Origin of the sequence: Streptomyces odontomachi, assembly GCF_024435355.1 — a bacterium.
Taxonomy (GTDB): Bacteria; Actinomycetota; Actinomycetes; order Streptomycetales; family Streptomycetaceae; genus Streptomyces; species Streptomyces odontomachi.
On sequence record NZ_JAMJWG010000024.1, the window covers coordinates 50,680 to 66,889 of the forward strand.

Genomic DNA, 16,210 nt, shown 5'->3' on the forward strand with positions numbered 1-16,210 from the left:
GGCGACATGTACGTGGTCGTCGTTTATGACACGCTCGCCGAACGCAACTCCAGAATCCTGCGAACCTGCCGCAAGTACCTCCACCACGTGCAACGCAGCGTCTTCGAAGGCCAACTCAGCGAGGCGCAACTACGTCGCTTCCAGGCCGACGTGGAAGACGCTCTCGACCTGTCCTACGACAACGTGCTCGTCTACACCTTTCCCCCTGGCGCGGTTCCACAGCGCCTTGAGTGGGGTGCGGTGGAGCCGGCACCCAGCGACATTCTTTGACTCGGGCCAGGGACCTTGCTGATGCCTCCGGCACGCGACTTTTCAGCGCCACACCGGGATCGGCTGCATTACCGGAGGTCTGCTGCAAAGAGGCCCGGATGCGGTCTTGATGGATCGCGGGTGACCTGTGGCTTTACCGTGGGGTCCTCATCGCCCCTGAGAGGGGTCGCAACAAGAGGGAAAGGGTGGGTCCGGTGGGTCCGGTGGGTGTCCTCATCGCCCCTGAGAGGGGTCGCAACGCGGGGTGCCGAAGAGCCCCGCGGCCGGGTCGAAGTGTCCTCATCGCCCCTGAGAGGGGTCGCAACTCCGAGGTGATCGGGGAGAGCTGTGCCTCCAGAGCGAGTCCTCATCGCCCCTGAGAGGGGTCGCAACGTGGGTGGGCTGGACATGAAGGCCATGGCGGCGTTGCGTCCTCATCGCCCCTGAGAGGGGTCGCAACATTGCGACGGCGGCGGGCAGGGTCTCGGGCTCGACGAGTCCTCATCGCCCCTGAGAGGGGTCGCAACACCGCATCGCTCCCGCCGAACTGGACGAGACCACCCTGTCCTCATCGCCCCTGAGAGGGGTCGCAACTAAGGGGGTCAGGATGGGCACGCCGACGGGCCCGTGGTCCTCATCGCCCCTGAGAGGGGTCGCAACATATCCCCGAGCTGACCCGGCCCGCTGACACCCTGGGGTCCTCATCGCCCCTGAGAGGGGTCGCAACATGAAGATCTTCACCTCGGCGCCGTGCAGGGTGCCGGAGTCCTCATCGCCCCTGAGAGGGGTCGCAACCCGTGCACCGGTTCGCCGATCCCGAGCTTGGTCGGGCCGGTCCTCATCGCCCCTGAGAGGGGTCGCAACTTGATCGTCACACCCCAGCTGACGACTTGGGCGCTGGCGTCCTCATCGCCCCTGAGAGGGGTCGCAACATCCAGTCCGCGATCCGCTCCAGCACACCCGGCCGCGTCCTCATCGCCCCTGAGAGGGGTCGCAACGCGGTGCCCATGGCCCGGATGGCCCCGGCGACCATGTCCTCATCGCCCCTGGGAGGGGTCGCAACTCCACCGGCCGGGCGGACTGGTGCTCCACCGACCAGGGTCCTCATCGCCCCTGGGAGGGGTCGCAACCACCGTTGGTGCGATCCGGCCGTGCGCCGCCGTCGTCGGTCCTCATCGCCCCTGGGAGGGGTCGCAACATGTAGGCCCAGGTCTTCATGCCCTGGTCCTGAGCCCACGTCCTCATCGCCCCTGGGAGGGGTCGCAACGTCTATCGCCTCGGTCCATGCAGCGGGAGTCGGCACTCGTCCTCATCGCCCCTGGGAGGGGTCGCAACGCAGCGCATGAGCCTATATCGCACGGTCCTCGCCGGTCCTCATCGCCCCTGGGAGGGGTCGCAACTTGATCTGCTGCGAGCCCTGCGCCCCGCCGGTGACGGTCCTCATCGCCCCTGGGAGGGGTCGCAACTCGTAGGTGCGCTCTGGCAGGCCCCGCTGCTCCTGGTCCTCATCGCCCCTGGGAAGGGGTCGCAACTGCAGCACCAGCGGGACCTTGCACATCCGGGCGGCAGCTCATCGCCCCTGGGAGGGGTCGCAATGGGACGATCAGCGCCACGTCCGGCAGGAAGCGGGCCGTCCTCATCGCCCCTGGGAGGGGTCGCAACCGGGTAATCAGCAGCACCTGGCGCTGCTGGCCACGGCGTCCTCATCGCCCCTGCGAGGGGTCGCAACGTCAGGGCACGCGTGTCCAGTGGCCGCTGTGCAGCTGGTCCTCATCACCCCTGCGAGGGGTCGCAACATGGCACAGTGCTTGGTGTCCATCAGCTGGCCTCCGCTTCCTCCTCGCCCCTGGTAGAGGTCGCAACCCGCCGGCACCGTGGACGACCGGAACACCGTCACCCGTCCTTATCACCCCTGCGAGGGGTCGCAACGCCGAGGCCCGGCCGCTGCGGTGCCGTTGCGCGAAGTGTCCTCATCGCCCCTGTGAGGGGTCGCACCTCGCCGACGTACCGACGTTGTGGACCGCGCCCCGCTTGTCCTCATCGCTCCTGCGAGGGGTCGCAACGCGTAGCGGGCCACGTCCTCGGCGGAGCCGGTGACGCCCTCATCGCCCTACGAGGGGTCGCAACATCACGATCAGAACGAAATGATCGTGACGATCCGGCTCTCATCGCCCCTACGAGGGGTCGCAACTCAACTTGCGGGAGCCTGGGGGCCTGTGCTTGCACGCACCCTCATCGTCCCTGTGAGGGCTCGCAACTTGTGGATGCGGGCGGAGGGCATTTGCAGACCGGCGTGTCCTCATCGCCTCTGCGAGGGCTCGTACCATACCGACGGCTGCGACCAGGACAGTGAATGAGAACGAGGCAGCGCGGCCCGGCTCCCTGGCACGGGAGTCGGGCCAGCTGGCTGTATCAGCATATGTGGGGAGAGCGCTCAGGCCTTGAAGTGTTCCCCTGTCCCGTTATCCTCCTCTTCGCCACCGGATGTCGTTGGCTCGACATCCGGCGCCGGCAGCCGCTCACCGCGGCTTTTCGCGATCAGCAGTATGTCGCCTAGCGACTCGGTCGCCCGCGCCAGGGCAAAACGCATTTCCCGGTATCCCGACCGCTTGTCGCCGAGTACCGCTTTGGCCGCGCCCAGTACCTCATGCGCCGCTTCGGTCTGCGAATCCTCCACCTCGTCAGCAAGTCGGGAGAGGTACCCAGTGTTGTCGTCAGTACTGAGGTAGCAGGGCGTACCGGCCTCGCTGGTCCAGGGCAGAAGGCGCAGGGAAACGGAGCTGTATCCCGCGAGTGTCAGCCTCGCGATGTCGTCGTCCATGTCAGCCGTCACTTCTTCGCCTCCGCTTCGTCGACCGGCATGTGGGTGCTGAACACCGCTTCGGACCGGTGGCCTGGTAGGACCAGGACCGCTGCCTCAATGACCCGGCCGTCGGCGTCCATCGATCTGCGCCGGATCGCCAGGACGGCTGTGCCGGAGCCGATCCGGAGCTGCCTCTCCTCAGAGGGCTCCGGGAGTCGGGCGGCGATGTGCACGACGGTCGATGTCGGCCGGATGCCCCGGTCAACCAGCTGGGCGCGGATGTCGTCCCCCAGGGGTGACCAACCGGTTGGCGGGACGGTGAGTTCCGCGACGCTGCACGGGACGTAGACCTGGGCCAGGCTGTGCGGGGATGTGCCCTGGCGGCTGAGGAAGACATACCTGTTCAGCCGGGTTCCGACGGGTACCCGCAGCTGTGTGGAGAGCTGCACATCGGCCTCGACCTCCGTGGTGGTGATCTCCACGGTGAGTGTCGTGGTGGTCGGCGTCAGCCCGTCCGTCACCGACTTGTCGTTGGTGTAGGTGATGCGTTCGAAAGGCCGTAGAACGTAGTTGCCGTTGCCTGGCACCTTCTCAATGAGCCCGTCGTTTTGCAGACGGCCCAGGGCCAACCGGACTGTCGGGACGCTTGCCCCGAACCGGTGCGCGAGCTGAGTTTCCGCAGGCAAGGCCTTTCCCGCGGGGTAGGTGCCGGCCGCGATGTCCGCGCGTAGTGCTTCGGCGATTTCCTCGTGTCGGTGCTTCACGTCGGCCATCACCGACCTGGGATGGTGCGGACGGGGACGACCACCGTGGTGCGGATCGCTGCGAACCGGGAACCTGGGTGCATGGTCAACAGCTCGCCCGTGTGGAGAATCAGGACCTTCGAGCCGTCCAAACGTTCACGCAGGTCGACCACCTCACACTGCCGACCGCCTATATCTATGACGTCGCGCAGACGGACCGTGCTAGGTGTGATGTCCACAGCTTCGATGCGTGGAGCGTGAGTACGCAGCATCAGACTGTCCCCCTGCTGGTATGGGTCGTGTTGTCGCTGGTGGCGGGGGTGTGGCAGGTGCACTGGCAGATCTCGTAGATCAGCGGGAGATCGGCGGCGAACTGCCGCGGTTCGCCTTCACCGCACATGTGCGTGCCGATGCGGCACTCGACCGAGCGGTAGGGCTCCAGCTGGCCTCCGCGGGCGGTGCCCGGAAGCTGAGGTGAGGGCATCACTGAGCCTCCAGCCAGGCGGTACCGCGCGGGTGAAGGTCGGAGTGAGGGCGGTGCGCGCCAGGGCAGATGCCCTCACACGGCCGTGATTGGGGGAGGTTGTAGCACTGCCTGGCTCTTGCAGTTGCACAGCAACTACTCTCGAACATGCTGATCAGCTCCCTGTAGCTGGTTGGCCTTGCCCCCGTACGGCGCCGCTTGCCGTCTCGGGGGCTTCTTTGCTGATGGCGGCCCATGCAGTGCGGCCGCGTTCGCTGCTGTCGACCAGGCCGAACCAGTCGGCTTCCTCCAGCAGCCGCAGTAACCCCTGCCAGGACTCCTCGGACTGGCCGTCGGGGACTTGCGTCTCGACGGACATGTGGTCGCCGTGATCCAGGACTTGCGGGGCGAACCCGGCGGCCAAGAGCTGCTTACGCAGATGCTCTGCGCGAGCTTCTGGTGAGGGCACAGGCTGGCCTCCGTCGCCGAGGAATTACTGTCCGTATAGCTAGTTAACTAGATTAGAGCTAGTGGACTAGATTTTCCATATGCGTTCGCAGCCTCCTTACCTCCGCGTCGCCGATGTGCTTCGGCAGCGCATCGCTGACCAGGAGTGGACTCCAGGCGACCGGCTACCGTCCCGGCTCCAACTCGCACAGGAGTGTGGGGTGGGAGAGAACGTCATCCGCCGTGCACAGGAGCTACTGATCTCGCAGGGGGTGTTGGAAGGGCGCGCCGGCTCGGGCACCTATGTCGCCGAGCCGCGGGAGCGCGTACGCATCGTGCGCTCTACGTGCCGCGAGCAGGTGGGCGGCTCGCCTTTCGTGGCCGACATGGCGGCACTACGGAAGCGGGGTACGTGGGAGAGCCGGACGGATGCGAAGGTGCCGGCGCCCGAAGACATCGCGGCACGGCTCGGCATCGCCGAGGGTGACTTGTGCGTGCGCACGGCGTACGAGTTTCTGGCGGACGGCAGGCCGGTTCAGCTGTCGACGAGTTGGGAGCCCTACGAGCTGACGGCCGGGACGATCGTCGTGTTGCCGGAGGGTGGACCGCACGCCGGGAAGGGTGTCGTCGATCGGATGGCGGAAATCGGGATCACGGTCAGTCGGGCTGTGGAGCGACCTGAACCTGGGCAAGCAACCGCGGAGGAGGCTCACCTCCTGGGCGTTCAGCGAGGAGCGTTGGTGACGCGGATTCAGCGGACGTACCTCAGCGATGAGGGGCAGCCAGTGGAGACCGCGGACATCGTGGTGCCAGCGGCCTTGTGCGAGATCGTTTATGAGGTACCGATTCAGCCGTAAGCATTAACGAGTGTTGTCCCATTACAGCCCAAGATGAAGGTTCGATCGGCGACGATGCGGTCGCTCAGCAAGGACACCTCTCAGCAGAACGAGAGCCCGCTGCGATACGGGGTCTGATAGTGGTGGGCTCGCATATTCAACTGTCGCCAGTCCTCCAACTAGACAGAGGTGAACCTCACTCTCTGTAGCTACTGAACTTAATCGGGCGATGTCGGGTGATTGCCTGACAGGTGAGGGATGGGTCCGGTAGATGTGTGTGCATGAATAACTCCACACCCGAGGATGGCGAGCCCTCCTCCTTCGTTGAGAAAGCGAAGAACCTGTGCGGGAGGCACAAGGGGAAGATCCTCGCCGCCAGCACCGTCTTGGGCGGCGTGGCCCTGACCGTCGTTACCGTGGTCACTAGGCAGGCCATGGAACAGAACGCCACCGAGGACACCGGGCCAATCGCCGACCCTGCGGCTGTGAACGAACGACGGAAAGCCCCCGTCAAGCACCCGGTAGTAGGGCACACGAGGACCCTTGCTGATGGGCGGGTTATTCCCGTTGCGGGCTACGACCGGGGCGGCTCTGCAGATGACAACGATGAGGACGGGGACTCCGGCGTAGCCGCAGCCTGAGCGCCGCCCCGGACTCGGGCCGTCACTCCGGCCCGGACAGGGACTACTCAATGCCCGGGGGGCCGGACGGCCAGACAGCGTCGATCACCCAGGGCCAGACCACGTCCGCCAGTTTCTCCGAGAACTGGTCGCCGCCGCCCACGGCCAAGTAGGCAGCCCACTGCCGTACCGCGCCCGCCGCCCAGTCCGCCAGCTGGAGCTGTGGATGGGCTTTGCTGTCTGCGAAGTCGATCCGAGTAGCCGGAAACGGATCGTTAAATTGCCCTGGGTGGGCAAGATCCGGAAACAGGTGCGCCATACGCAACAGCACCGCGTTGCGGTCGATCACCTTGGACGCGTCGTGAACGAGACGGAATTGGCCAAGGGATTCGCCAAAGCTGGTGCACAAGCAGTACAGCGAGGGCACTGCCGGGTCGAGTATGTCCCGCTGTTCGCCGGCCGCGAGGTCGGCGGCGGTCTCATCGGCCACGCCCCGGCAGTACTCCAGCAGACCAATCCACTCGGCGAAGTCGCCGTAGTCCACCGACACCGACGCCTTGTATGCGGTCACGGCTGCGAACAATTCGTCAGTTGAGACCCGCTGCCGCACCCAGTTCACGAAGGCTTGAAGTAGTTGACGGTAGGCTGCAGCGTCCCCGAAGACCGGCCCGCACATGTGCAGCAGTTCGGCCAGAGCCAGCGCCTGCTTGTCCTCGTACAGGTTGAAGCCGTCCGCATACGCCAGCGGCTCAACCAGAACGTCGACCAGTTTCGTCGTCACCATGAACCGCTTGTGCATCAGATAGCTGCGGGTGCTCCCCTCAGGTAGTTGCTCGAAGGCCCGCAGCAACGCTTTCCGCCCTCGGGAGGACCGAGCCAGGGAGCCGTACTTAGGCTCTCCCTGGGTGGGGGGAAGCTGGGCCCGGACCTCGTCCACGATGGACGCGGCCAACTCGTCGGCCAGATGGACCCCGGCCACCGTGAATACCGGCTGGTCCGGGTCTAGCAGGTTCTGTCCTGAGTTCGAGGACTCGTCCGCGTAGACAACAGGGAGCGAGTCAGAGGGAGTGTTCATTTCCGGAGCATGCCGGACAGACGGGTGAGACAGCCACCGGTTTCGAGTTTCGGACAAGAACGAAGGAACGGCAGATCTCCCGCACATGCCTGGCGTGCAGGGCTAAACTGTGCGATTTCTGGCGACCCTTGGAGTGGCAGTCGGTATCAGTGCCCGGAAACAGGCCGCTGGGGTCTGCAGCACGAAGAGATCCCCTGGACAGTGACTCCGCTGGGAGACGAGAGAGTAAGGGTATCGACCTTCGGTGCCGCTATGCGACGGAATTACATGAGGCCGGGCATGTCCGACTCAGAGGCCGCTCTACTGGGGGCTTTCCTATTGTCGCCGGTACCCAGCGCTCTCGGATGGTCTCCCCAGTCAGGTATCAACGGCTCGGGGATTGACGATGGCCCAGGTTGCTGCCTCCAGGAGCAATGTAGGCAACATCAGTTGCGTGCTGTGAGTCATGGTGACCGCCACGCAACCACGCAACACACCGGTGGCCGCCTCCTCGTAAGGCCACTATCCAGAGGGTCCACGAGTTGCGTAACAGCCTCTCCTCCCGTTACCGGTGGCACACTTTTGCTCCGGCACCTCGCTACGGGAAGTGGCGCTATACCAATGCGGCAGTTGCGCGACTAGTGGCCGAAGGGGTACTCCCACCGCAAGTACGCCAGTCCGCGAGCACGGGCCTCCACCACAGCCATGCGTGCATCACGTTCGCCCGCGTCCGTGTGCGCGCTCTGCCCCGTCGCCTGCCCTGGCCACTTGCGGTACAAGAGACCGACCTCCGAGGAAAACCAGCCGCGGGTAACCGCGTTCAGTGCTAGGAGGAGGCCCGTGTCCTCCGAGGCCGGCAGGGCCATCCAGCCGCCGAGGGCCATGAGAAGGTCTCGGCGCATGAAGAGCGTGGCGGGGTGGACCTGAGCGCGGTAGTCGTTGGCCTTCCAGTAGTCCAGGACTGCGCCACGTCGGATCGGCCCTTCGGCGGGGTCACCCGGGAAGCCCACCGTGGAGCCGTCGGGCATCAGGTCCAAGACGCGGGAGGTTGCCCAGCCGATCGTCTCGTCGGCCTCAAGCGCCGCCAGGTCGCGGGCGAGTACGCCTGGGGTGAATTGGTCGTCGGCGTCCAGAATCTTGACGTACTCGCCCTCCGCGTGAGCAAGGGCCATCGTGCGCGCAACGCCGGGGCCACCCGGACGGCCCTGCCGGAACGTCACCCGTTCGTTGTCGGGTATGTAGGGGGCGACCTCGTCGCTCTTGCCGTCTTCCTGAATGAGCCACTGCCAGTCCCAGCCGTCCGGGAGTTCCTGGGCCTGGAGGGACTTGTACGCCTCGGGCAGGTACGGAGCGGACGGCGGGTGGACGGCCGTGACGACGGTGATGATGCCCATGGCGGTCACCACCGTTCCAGGGGAGTCACGAAGACCATTTCTGTGCGGTCTCCGGGGAGCGTCACGTGGGAGTACTCCACGACGCGGTCGTTGGTGTCATACGACTTCTTGCGGAGGAACAGGACCGCGGTCCCGGGGGGTAGGTCCAATTCCTCGGCCTCTTCCGGCGTCGGGGGGCGGGCGGTGACGTGTTCTTCTATGCGGTCGAACTCGATGCCGACCGTGTGGAGCTGGTTCTGGGTGCCGCCGGGCCAGGGTTCGTTCGCCGCGTCCAGGAGGGCGGGGTTGTCGGCCACCATGTCGCGGACGAGGTGTGAGGTGACCAGGGTGAACGGGGCGCTCTCGGCGGCATAGCGGGTGCGGTAGGAGCGTTCGATGATGGCTGTGCCCTCGGGGACGCCGAAGACGTCGGCCAACTCCTCGTTTGCCTTGATCTCGCGGTACGAGGCGTGAAAGACCAGGTCATCGAGTTCTAGGCCGGTGTCGTGTTCCGTGGAACCGGTCTTGCGGCGCTCTTCCTCGGACTGGCGGGCGCGGTTCTTCTCCCACTGATGGCGCAGGTTCGTGCGGATCGCCGGTGTGCGCGCGCGGCGGACGAAGTTGCCGCGGCCGTGTTGCTTCTCGATGAGTCCTTCGTCCCGCAGAAGCCGTAGCGCGTCCCGGATGGTCGGCACGCTCCGCTTGTACTGCTCGGCGAGCTTCGTCTCCGCGGGCAGGCGGTCACCTGGTCGCAGCTGACCTGCGCGGATGGATGCGCGGATCTGGTCCGCGATCCGTTCGTACGCCACTGCCATGCGGGTCCACCGTCCCTTCGTGACCTCCGGCGAGGTGAGCGCCTCCCTGGCTTGCTCACTTGCTTTAGCAAGCCAGGGAGCAAGCGGCTCGGTTGGCTTAGCAAGTCGGACCCTAGCTTACGACTCCTAAAGAGGTCTTGACGACTGGCGAGACGTACGTCATAGTCAAAGCAACTCCTAAAGAAGAGTTGAGGAGTGCAAGACCTTAGCTCCTGATGAGTTGCTGCGCCCGTTGGAGAGCCCTGCGGACATCTGCGGGGTGCGTACGGCGGCAGTGCTCGTTGCTTGAGAACTCCACAGAGTGCCTGGACGAACGAGTGATTTTGATCTTCGGTCCGTCCGCCCTGGTCAGCGCCATGTATCGCCATGTGTGGTGGTGAGGGCGGGGTGGGCGGGCCGGAGGTGATGGCCGCTCGTTGATCGTTTCTTGATTGGCGGGTGGTCTCCCTGATCCCCCGGCCGTGGCGTGGCGGGTCCACTCGTCTCGCCTGCTCGGTCGGTTGCCTCTGTTCTCGAAGGGAGTCCCCTCCATGCAGCTCGCCCTCGGCGATGTTGTCCGCGACCGGACCGACCTGGCCTTAGGCACCGTCGCCGGTGTCGCGAACCACCCCGGCGGCAGCCTCGTCGCGGTGTGCCTGCCCGGTGATGCCGTACGGCTCTGTCCACCGAGTGATCTCGATGTGGTCGCTCGGTACGCGAGGCCGGTGACGACCCGGCAGGGCGTGATTGCCCTCGGCGTCATACTCCTCGGCTTCGTCGGGGCCTATGTCGGCTCGGACTGTGCCAGTGAGTTGGGGGCCAGCTGGCCCCTGGTCGTCATGTCCGGACTGGGTGGCTACACGGCGGTCACGACCGCGTACGAGTGGGCGCTCCGCCTCACGGGGCCCCGGCGCTTCCGCGTCTGAGCGCGCCACGACCTCACGACCTTGGGACGACCGCAGCACGCCCCTGCACGACATCACCACAGCCGGTCGCGGTGGACCGACGGGTCAAGGACGCCCACCGGGCCGGCTCTCCCATCCCATCCACTTGAGGATCTTGGAGAGATCGCATGCGTACATATGTCGGCCACCTGGTGGCCGCGAACATGGTTACGCCCGATGAGTCCGCCTTCGGCGAGGCCGAGAATTCGGGCTTCGGGGCGGAGGACTTCCGAACGCTGTTTGTCGGTAAGCCGGGCGAAACGGCCGAGGAGGCGGATGCGCGGGCGGAGGTTGCCCGCGAGGTGTTCGCCGAGCTGATGGACGAAGGCGTGGACGACGAGATCGCTCGCCTGGATGCCGCATACGCGGCATGGCTCCTCTGCGCGGCTTCCCTGCGACGGTACTCGTACCACGAACCGGTTCGGGACGTGGCCAGGGTGGAGGCGGCTGCGTAATGCTGCCCGATCTTCCTGTGCACGGTGCCGTCGCGTCGCTGGTAGCGGCCGTCGCCGTTCTGCTCGTCGCATGGTCGGCCTGGCGTGCTCTGCGCCGGCTGGGCGGCGGCGGGAAGCGCGGTACGCCGGCTGTATGGGCTGCGTCCGTCGCCGCGGCAGGCTGTACGGCCTACAGCGCGGACACGTCGTGGCGGTTCGCCGCTGATTACCTGGACATGAGCGGCACGGCGGAGCGTGCGGGGATGTTCGGTGCCGCGGAACTGGCCCTCTTCGCCACCGCGCTCATGGCCAGGCAGAACCTTAACGGGCCTGCGCGGGCGCCCGGCGCTCCGGGTGTTCTCGTCTGGCTGATCACCGGCGTTCAGATCATCCCCGCGTATGCCGAGTCCGGTGCTGTCGGCGGCACGGTCCGGGCCTTCGTCGGGCCCGTGATGGCCGCGATGCTGTGGCACCTGGCCATGGGCATCGAGCTACGGCACCGCAAGCCGGACGCCGCCTCGCGCGGCGTGGCGGCCGTCGTGGGTCGCGAGCTGCGCGAACGGATGCTCTCCTGCCTCGGGATCGCCGCAAGTAACCGCGACGCCGCCCAGATCACCCGGGACCGGGCCACAGTCCGGGCCGTCGCCCTGGCCGCCCAGCTCGCCGAGAAGACCCCGGAGCAGCGAGGCCGGCGAAGTGGTCGACGCGCCGCGCGCCGCCTGGCCGTGGCGGTGGCCCGAGCGTCCGTGGGCACCGACCGCGAACAACGTCGAACGCTGCTTGACCAGCTCGCCGCGCGCCGACACGCCGCCGCCCTCGCGACGGTCGACCTGCCGTCGCCGTGGGAGGAGTTCACCACGGATCCGGCGGCCTCGGCGCTCGCCGCGAACACGCGCGAGCAGATGCGGCACGCAACGGACACGATCCGGCGCCATGGCGCCCCGTCTCGGTTGCTCTTCGCCGACGTTGTTCCTGCGTACGGGGTGAACGGTGGCGGCTGTTCACCTGAACACCGGACGCCCGTCGGCTCGTCGGCGGCCGAGGGCCCAGCGGCCGAGAAGCTGGATACGGCCAAGGCCCACGCCGCCATCGAGGACGGCTGGACCCAGGGCCTCACGATCCGGGAGACCGCCAAGCGAGCCACCCGCGCACCGAGCTACGTACACGGCGTCTTCGTGCGGCTTGAGGAGGAACGCGGTCCGCGGCCGGCTTCCGATCAACCCGAGATGGGCGACGACGCCGACGAGCCGGACGCCGAGGCAGCCGAGCCGGCGATTCCCGAACCTTCCGCCGTGGCAACGCCCTGACCGGCGGCCCTCCGGCGTCCACCCGCACACGCACCACTTCGCACCGCACACACCCACCACCCACGCCGTGGCCCGGCCGCTGCTTTGGCCGGTAGGGCCGGGCCCGGCGTTCCTCCACTGAAGGAAGGAAGCACCAGTGAAGCACGGGGACAACGACGACGAGCGCGACCTGTTCGCACGCCTGGAGCAGGAAATGCAGGCCGACGACTCCGACGACGAACCCGACGAAGACGTAGAAGCCGACACGGCCCACCACCGGGGCAGCAGGGACAAACACACGACGTCCGCGCACCCCCGCCCCAGCACCGCCGATCAAGACGACCCGGACAAGGCCACGATGGTCGACTGCCCGGGTGGGCCCTCGGGCCCCACCCTCATGGACCGCGTACGCGGCGCACGCCGCCGCCCCGTGGTCCCGGCCTGGGCGAAGTCCGTCCGAGAGTTCAAGGCGGCCGGCAAGGGAGTCGCCGAGTACGGCTGGCATGTCACCGCGTACCACGCCGTACGCACCCCCTGGTACGCCGCCCGCCTCACCCTCCAGGCGCCCCGCGGCACCGCCACTTTCGTCGGCAACACGCTGCGCTGGGCGAGGGACGCCGAAGGCGAGCACCTGCGCCAACTCGCCGCCACCGCCGACGACATCGACGGCTACCTGAAGCTGTCCCGCCAGCGTGACCGCCGAGTCCGCTGGCGCACCCTCGTCACGATCGCCGCATCGCTCACCGGCACCGCGACAGCCATCGCGATGTACGTGCTGGCCCCGACCTGGCTCCTCGCCCTCGGCTCCGCCGTGGCGACGCTGGGGCTGGGATGGCTCGGCCAGCCGGCCGACGCCCCGGTCATCCACAGGGCTGTGGAGATCCCACGGGCCACGAAACTCACCAGCGACGTCGTGCTGCGCGCCCTCGGTGGCCTCGGTATCAAGGCGATCAACCAGGCGCAGGCCCGCGGCGAGGACGGTTTCGTGTTCTCGGCGCCCATCACCCGCGACGGGCCCGGCTGGCTCGCCGAGGGCGATCTCCCGTACGGCGTCACCGTCACCGACGTGATCGAGCGCCGCGACCGCCTAGCATCCGGCCTGCGCCGCCCGCTGGGCTGCGTCTGGCCCGATGCCGTACCCGACGAGCACACCGGGCGGCTCCGCCTGTGGGTCGGTGACCAGGATCTCTCGAAGGCTCCGCAGGAAGCCTGGCCGTTGACCAAGGCCAGCACGGTCGACCTGTTCAAGCCGGCCCCCTGGGGTACCGACCAGCGTGGTCGGTGGGTGGACGTCACGCTCATGTACATCGCCGGCCTGATCGGCGCGATCCCGAGGATGGGCAAGACCTACCTCTTGCGCCTCCTGCTCCTCATAGCCGCCCTCGACCCACGCGCCGAGCTGCACACGTATGACCTCAAGGGCACCGGCGACCTCGACCCGGTCGGCGAACACGTCTCCTACCGCCATGCCGTCGGCGAGGAAACGGCAGAGATCGAGTACGCGATCAAGGACCTCCGCGAGGTCCAGGAAGAGTTGCGCCGCCGGGCGAAGGTGATCCGCTCCTTGCCGCGCGACCTCTGCCCGGAGTCCAAGGTCACAAGCGAACTCGCCTCCAAGCGATCGCTCGGCCTCCACCCGATCATCATCGGCGTCGACGAGTGTCAGAAATGGTTCGAACACCCCAAGTACGGGGCGGAGTTCAAGGCCATCTGCACGGACCTGGTCAAGCGCGGACCGGCCACCGGCATCGTGTTGCTCCTGGCCACCCAGCGCCCGGACAAGGACAGCATCCCGACCGCCATCAGCGCGAACGCCTCGGCCCGCTGGTGCCTGAAGGTCATGGGCCAGACCGAGAACGACATGGTGTTGGGCACCGGCGCCTACAAGCGCGGCGTGCGCGCCACGCTCTTCGCCTGGCTCGACAAGGGCATCTGCTACTTCCTCGGCGAGGGCGCGGACGCCCGGATCGTCCGTGCGCCGGAGATCGACGGCGTGATGGCCGACGTCATCGCCCTGCGCGCCCGTCACCTTCGGGAGCGCGCCGGCACCCTCGCCGGATACGCCCTCGGCGAGCAACCGGACACCGGCACAGCAGCCTCGTACGACCTCTTGGCCGACGTCTTCGCAGTCATGACGGTCGACGAGGCAAAGGTCTGGTCGGAGACCGTCCTCGCCCGCATCGCCGAACTACGGCCCGACGTCTACGACACCTGGACACCGGAACAGCTCACCGCGGCACTCAAGCCGTACGGCATCCGCACCGGCCAGGTCTGGGGCACCACCGAGGACGGCAAGGGCGCCAACCGACGCGGCATCAAGCGCGCTGACGTCCTCAAGGCAATCGCGGACCGTAACGGAATGTCCGACGCCGCATAGCCCACACCACGCCGAACGCCATCGCTAGACCTAGCGGCACGCCCGCTAGGTCTAGCACCCCCGCTAGCGACACATCACGCCTCTGAGCTGCGCACTAGCCCCTAGCGGCCCACCCTGCGCAGCCCCCATTTCCCGCCTGACAGGGGACTTCCATGCCCTTCGGCCTCGACTCCATCCCCGGCCTCATACTCCTCACCCTCTGCTACGCCGCACTGTGCGCGAAACGCCCCTACGGCGTCTGCCGCAAGTGCCAGGGCTGGGGCTCCAAGATCTACACCTCGCGCTTCACCGGCCGCCTCAAGCGCGGCCGTGCCTGCCGCCGCTGCCGCGGATACGGCTACCGCCTGCGCATCGGCCGCCGCCTCTACAACGCCGTCACCCGCCTCCGCCGCGACGGCACCCGCTGAAACTTAACGAACTGAAAAAGAGGCCCCGTCATGGTCCTTTCCATTTCCGCCCTCCTCCTGTTCGGCCTCTTCGTCGTCCTGCTCGTCCGCTTCAAGGCGGTCGGCGTCGGCGCCGCCATCGTCACCCTCCTCTTCGGCTTCTACCTCGCCCGCAGCGGCGCCGCCGAGCCCATCGACCAAGTCATGACCGCCGTCGCGGACGCCGTCCGCGACATCGGCAACTGACGCCCGTCACGCCCGCCGTACCACCCTCACCGCACCCGAGGAGACCAGCCCATGAACACCCTGCCCAACACCACGACCCCACTGCGCATCTCCCTGATGGCCTGCGGCGAACTCCGCGACGCGCTCACCGCCATCGAGGAAGGCAAGACCCCAGCCGCCGTAGCCGCCCTGATGGCCATCGATCCCGCCTCCTGGCAGGGCATCGAGAAGCGCCTGACCGCGATGGTCGGCAACGACCTCCGCGCGCTTCTCGTCGCCGTCCGCAGCGCTGGCACCGACGCAGCGGTGCACGCGACCGCCAGCTGACGGCCTCTCCGTGCGGCCTCACCGTGTGCCCGTCGACGAGACATCCGACGAGCCGGTGGGACCGCGCGGAGGGATCGGACAGCCCGGCCCGCACCCATCCGCACGCCGACTCCTCACGGAGGAACCGCCCATGCTCACCCGTACGGCCCCTTGGTTCCACAGCCTCACCGAAAGCGTCCACGCACTCGACATCGCGGCCCGGGAGTACCGCACCGCCCACCAGGCCGCCACGGTCGCCGCCTGGAACCTGGAACCGGCGCGGCTCCTGCCCCTCGACGGCTTGGTCAACGTGCCCGAACGCCACTACGTCAGCCCCCACGACGACGCCGTCACCAAACTCACCGACGCCTACCGCAGCCTGGAGACCCACACCAGGAAGCTGTACGAGAACACGGCCCCGGCCTACGCCTACGGCACCGCCTCAGTCCTCCAGGCCGTTCTCCTGGGCGAACGCCCGTCGCACATCGCCCTCAGCCGCCGCGACGGCCTCTACGTGCGCCCCGCCCCGTGCCTGCCCGACCTCAGCACGGAACTGCGCGACTGGCCCGACGTCCACCGCCTGATCGCCCTCCGCCAGGACGTCATCGAACGAGAACGCGCCGCCGCGGTCGTACAGGACTGGTCCTTCTACGCCGACCTCGCCGACTGCCAGGACCCCGACCTCACCGCGGCCACCAACCTCGCTGCCGGCCTGGCGGACACCGCCTTCGCCTACGGCGAGACCGCGGAGAGCGCCCTTCACCACACGCTCATGACGGCCCGGAGCGACCAGCTCGACGAGGCGGACGGGCCCGGCGAAGGCGCCGCGTGAACCGACCGATGCCCGGGACAGCGGCCGACGGGTCAAAG

18 protein-coding genes and 1 CRISPR repeat array are annotated in these 16,210 nt (G+C 67.4%); of the genes, 11 read left to right on the top strand and 7 right to left on the bottom strand.

Annotated features, from left to right (window positions below; genetic code table 11):
- The first annotated feature begins 6 nt into the window (after window positions 1-6).
- Window positions 7-270, top strand: a complete 264-nt coding sequence (gene cas2 / locus NQO67_RS35650; RefSeq protein WP_255954592.1) for a CRISPR-associated endonuclease Cas2 — start codon at window positions 7-9, stop codon at window positions 268-270.
- A gap of 143 nt (window positions 271-413) precedes the next feature.
- A CRISPR array of direct repeats spans window positions 414-1,716; the repeat unit is 30 nt; unit sequence GTCCTCATCGCCCCTGAGAGGGGTCGCAAC.
- A gap of 967 nt (window positions 1,717-2,683) precedes the next feature.
- Here cas2 and NQO67_RS35655 read toward each other — a convergent pair.
- The 4 genes from NQO67_RS35655 to NQO67_RS35670 all read right to left on the bottom strand — a co-directional run bounded on the left by NQO67_RS35655 (window position 2,684) and on the right by NQO67_RS35670 (window position 4,637).
- Window positions 2,684-3,070, bottom strand: coding sequence for a hypothetical protein (locus NQO67_RS35655; RefSeq protein WP_255954593.1), 387 nt, complete (start codon window positions 3,068-3,070; stop codon window positions 2,684-2,686).
- Between the two features lie 8 nt (window positions 3,071-3,078).
- Window positions 3,079-3,825, bottom strand: coding sequence for a GntR family transcriptional regulator (locus tag NQO67_RS35660; protein WP_255954594.1), 747 nt, complete (start codon window positions 3,823-3,825; stop codon window positions 3,079-3,081).
- A gap of 241 nt (window positions 3,826-4,066) precedes the next feature.
- On the bottom strand, window positions 4,067-4,279 hold the full coding sequence (locus NQO67_RS35665) for a hypothetical protein (protein WP_255954595.1): 213 nt from the start codon (window positions 4,277-4,279) through the stop codon (window positions 4,067-4,069).
- A gap of 154 nt (window positions 4,280-4,433) precedes the next feature.
- The gene (locus tag NQO67_RS35670; protein WP_255954596.1) at window positions 4,434-4,637 is read right to left on the bottom strand and encodes a hypothetical protein; all 204 of its coding nucleotides are present in this window, start codon (window positions 4,635-4,637) and stop codon (window positions 4,434-4,436) included.
- A gap of 169 nt (window positions 4,638-4,806) precedes the next feature.
- On the opposite strand from NQO67_RS35670, the gene NQO67_RS35675 reads away from it, so the two are divergent.
- Entirely contained in the window at window positions 4,807-5,562 is a 756-nt protein-coding gene (locus tag NQO67_RS35675; protein ID WP_255954597.1) for a GntR family transcriptional regulator, read from the top strand.
- Window positions 5,563-5,822: 260 nt separating this feature from the next.
- Window positions 5,823-6,182, top strand: a complete 360-nt coding sequence (locus NQO67_RS35680; protein ID WP_255954598.1) for a hypothetical protein — start codon at window positions 5,823-5,825, stop codon at window positions 6,180-6,182.
- A gap of 43 nt (window positions 6,183-6,225) precedes the next feature.
- Here NQO67_RS35680 and NQO67_RS35685 read toward each other — a convergent pair whose 3' ends face one another.
- The 3 genes from NQO67_RS35685 to NQO67_RS35695 form a co-directional block, all read right to left on the bottom strand.
- A complete protein-coding gene (locus NQO67_RS35685; protein WP_255954599.1) occupies window positions 6,226-7,236 on the bottom strand; it encodes a DUF3800 domain-containing protein in 1,011 nt (336 codons plus the stop codon).
- 617 nt (window positions 7,237-7,853) lie between these two features.
- Entirely contained in the window at window positions 7,854-8,609 is a 756-nt protein-coding gene (locus NQO67_RS35690) for a glycosyltransferase family 2 protein (protein ID WP_255954600.1), read from the bottom strand.
- A gap of 5 nt (window positions 8,610-8,614) precedes the next feature.
- A complete protein-coding gene (locus NQO67_RS35695; RefSeq protein ID WP_255954601.1) occupies window positions 8,615-9,403 on the bottom strand; it encodes a GntR family transcriptional regulator in 789 nt (262 codons plus the stop codon).
- A 530-nt stretch (window positions 9,404-9,933) separates the two neighbouring features.
- On the opposite strand from NQO67_RS35695, the gene NQO67_RS35700 reads away from it, so the two are divergent.
- From NQO67_RS35700 to NQO67_RS35735, 8 genes are all read left to right on the top strand, one after another.
- Entirely contained in the window at window positions 9,934-10,308 is a 375-nt protein-coding gene (locus NQO67_RS35700; protein ID WP_255954602.1) for a hypothetical protein, read from the top strand.
- Window positions 10,309-10,454: 146 nt separating this feature from the next.
- Window positions 10,455-10,781, top strand: coding sequence for a hypothetical protein (locus tag NQO67_RS35705; protein WP_255954603.1), 327 nt, complete (start codon window positions 10,455-10,457; stop codon window positions 10,779-10,781).
- Window positions 10,781-12,067 carry a hypothetical protein gene (locus NQO67_RS35710; protein ID WP_255954604.1) on the top strand — a complete coding sequence of 429 codons (1,287 nt, stop codon included), beginning with the start codon at window positions 10,781-10,783 and terminating at the stop codon, window positions 12,065-12,067. Before NQO67_RS35705 ends, NQO67_RS35710 begins: the two co-directional genes overlap by 1 nt.
- A 193-nt stretch (window positions 12,068-12,260) precedes the next feature.
- On the top strand, window positions 12,261-14,423 hold the full coding sequence (locus tag NQO67_RS35715) for an ATP-binding protein (RefSeq protein ID WP_305126682.1): 2,163 nt from the start codon (window positions 12,261-12,263) through the stop codon (window positions 14,421-14,423).
- A gap of 152 nt (window positions 14,424-14,575) precedes the next feature.
- Window positions 14,576-14,830, top strand: a complete 255-nt coding sequence (locus tag NQO67_RS35720; RefSeq protein ID WP_255954606.1) for a hypothetical protein — start codon at window positions 14,576-14,578, stop codon at window positions 14,828-14,830.
- A 30-nt stretch (window positions 14,831-14,860) separates the two neighbouring features.
- Window positions 14,861-15,055, top strand: coding sequence for a hypothetical protein (locus NQO67_RS35725; RefSeq protein ID WP_255954607.1), 195 nt, complete (start codon window positions 14,861-14,863; stop codon window positions 15,053-15,055).
- 51 nt (window positions 15,056-15,106) lie between these two features.
- Window positions 15,107-15,361, top strand: coding sequence for a hypothetical protein (locus NQO67_RS35730; RefSeq protein ID WP_255954608.1), 255 nt, complete (start codon window positions 15,107-15,109; stop codon window positions 15,359-15,361).
- Window positions 15,362-15,491: 130 nt separating this feature from the next.
- The gene (locus NQO67_RS35735) at window positions 15,492-16,172 is read left to right on the top strand and encodes a hypothetical protein (protein WP_255954609.1); all 681 of its coding nucleotides are present in this window, start codon (window positions 15,492-15,494) and stop codon (window positions 16,170-16,172) included.
- Window positions 16,173-16,210: the final 38 nt, after the last annotated feature.

Excerpts from the sequence above, each read along its gene's own strand:
- NQO67_RS35715 (WP_305126682.1), top strand. The coding sequence starts at position 12,261 with ATGCAGGCCGACGACTCCGACGACGAACCCGACGAAGACGTAGAAGCC.
- NQO67_RS35705 (WP_255954603.1), top strand. The coding sequence starts at position 10,455 with ATGCGTACATATGTCGGCCACCTGGTGGCCGCGAACATGGTTACGCCC.
- NQO67_RS35695 (WP_255954601.1), bottom strand. The coding sequence starts at position 9,403 with ATGGCAGTGGCGTACGAACGGATCGCGGACCAGATCCGCGCATCCATC.
- NQO67_RS35710 (WP_255954604.1), top strand. The coding sequence starts at position 10,781 with ATGCTGCCCGATCTTCCTGTGCACGGTGCCGTCGCGTCGCTGGTAGCG.
- cas2 (WP_255954592.1), top strand. The coding sequence starts at position 7 with ATGTACGTGGTCGTCGTTTATGACACGCTCGCCGAACGCAACTCCAGA.
- NQO67_RS35675 (WP_255954597.1), top strand. The coding sequence starts at position 4,807 with ATGCGTTCGCAGCCTCCTTACCTCCGCGTCGCCGATGTGCTTCGGCAG.
- NQO67_RS35735 (WP_255954609.1), top strand. The coding sequence starts at position 15,492 with ATGCTCACCCGTACGGCCCCTTGGTTCCACAGCCTCACCGAAAGCGTC.
- NQO67_RS35700 (WP_255954602.1), top strand. The coding sequence starts at position 9,934 with ATGCAGCTCGCCCTCGGCGATGTTGTCCGCGACCGGACCGACCTGGCC.
- NQO67_RS35670 (WP_255954596.1), bottom strand. The coding sequence starts at position 4,637 with ATGTCCGTCGAGACGCAAGTCCCCGACGGCCAGTCCGAGGAGTCCTGG.
- NQO67_RS35685 (WP_255954599.1), bottom strand. The coding sequence starts at position 7,236 with ATGAACACTCCCTCTGACTCGCTCCCTGTTGTCTACGCGGACGAGTCC.
- NQO67_RS35730 (WP_255954608.1), top strand. The coding sequence starts at position 15,107 with ATGAACACCCTGCCCAACACCACGACCCCACTGCGCATCTCCCTGATG.
- NQO67_RS35720 (WP_255954606.1), top strand. The coding sequence starts at position 14,576 with ATGCCCTTCGGCCTCGACTCCATCCCCGGCCTCATACTCCTCACCCTC.
- NQO67_RS35665 (WP_255954595.1), bottom strand. The coding sequence starts at position 4,279 with ATGCCCTCACCTCAGCTTCCGGGCACCGCCCGCGGAGGCCAGCTGGAG.
- NQO67_RS35660 (WP_255954594.1), bottom strand. The coding sequence starts at position 3,825 with ATGGCCGACGTGAAGCACCGACACGAGGAAATCGCCGAAGCACTACGC.
- NQO67_RS35655 (WP_255954593.1), bottom strand. The coding sequence starts at position 3,070 with ATGGACGACGACATCGCGAGGCTGACACTCGCGGGATACAGCTCCGTT.
- NQO67_RS35725 (WP_255954607.1), top strand. The coding sequence starts at position 14,861 with ATGGTCCTTTCCATTTCCGCCCTCCTCCTGTTCGGCCTCTTCGTCGTC.
- NQO67_RS35690 (WP_255954600.1), bottom strand. The coding sequence starts at position 8,609 with ATGGGCATCATCACCGTCGTCACGGCCGTCCACCCGCCGTCCGCTCCG.
- NQO67_RS35680 (WP_255954598.1), top strand. The coding sequence starts at position 5,823 with ATGAATAACTCCACACCCGAGGATGGCGAGCCCTCCTCCTTCGTTGAG.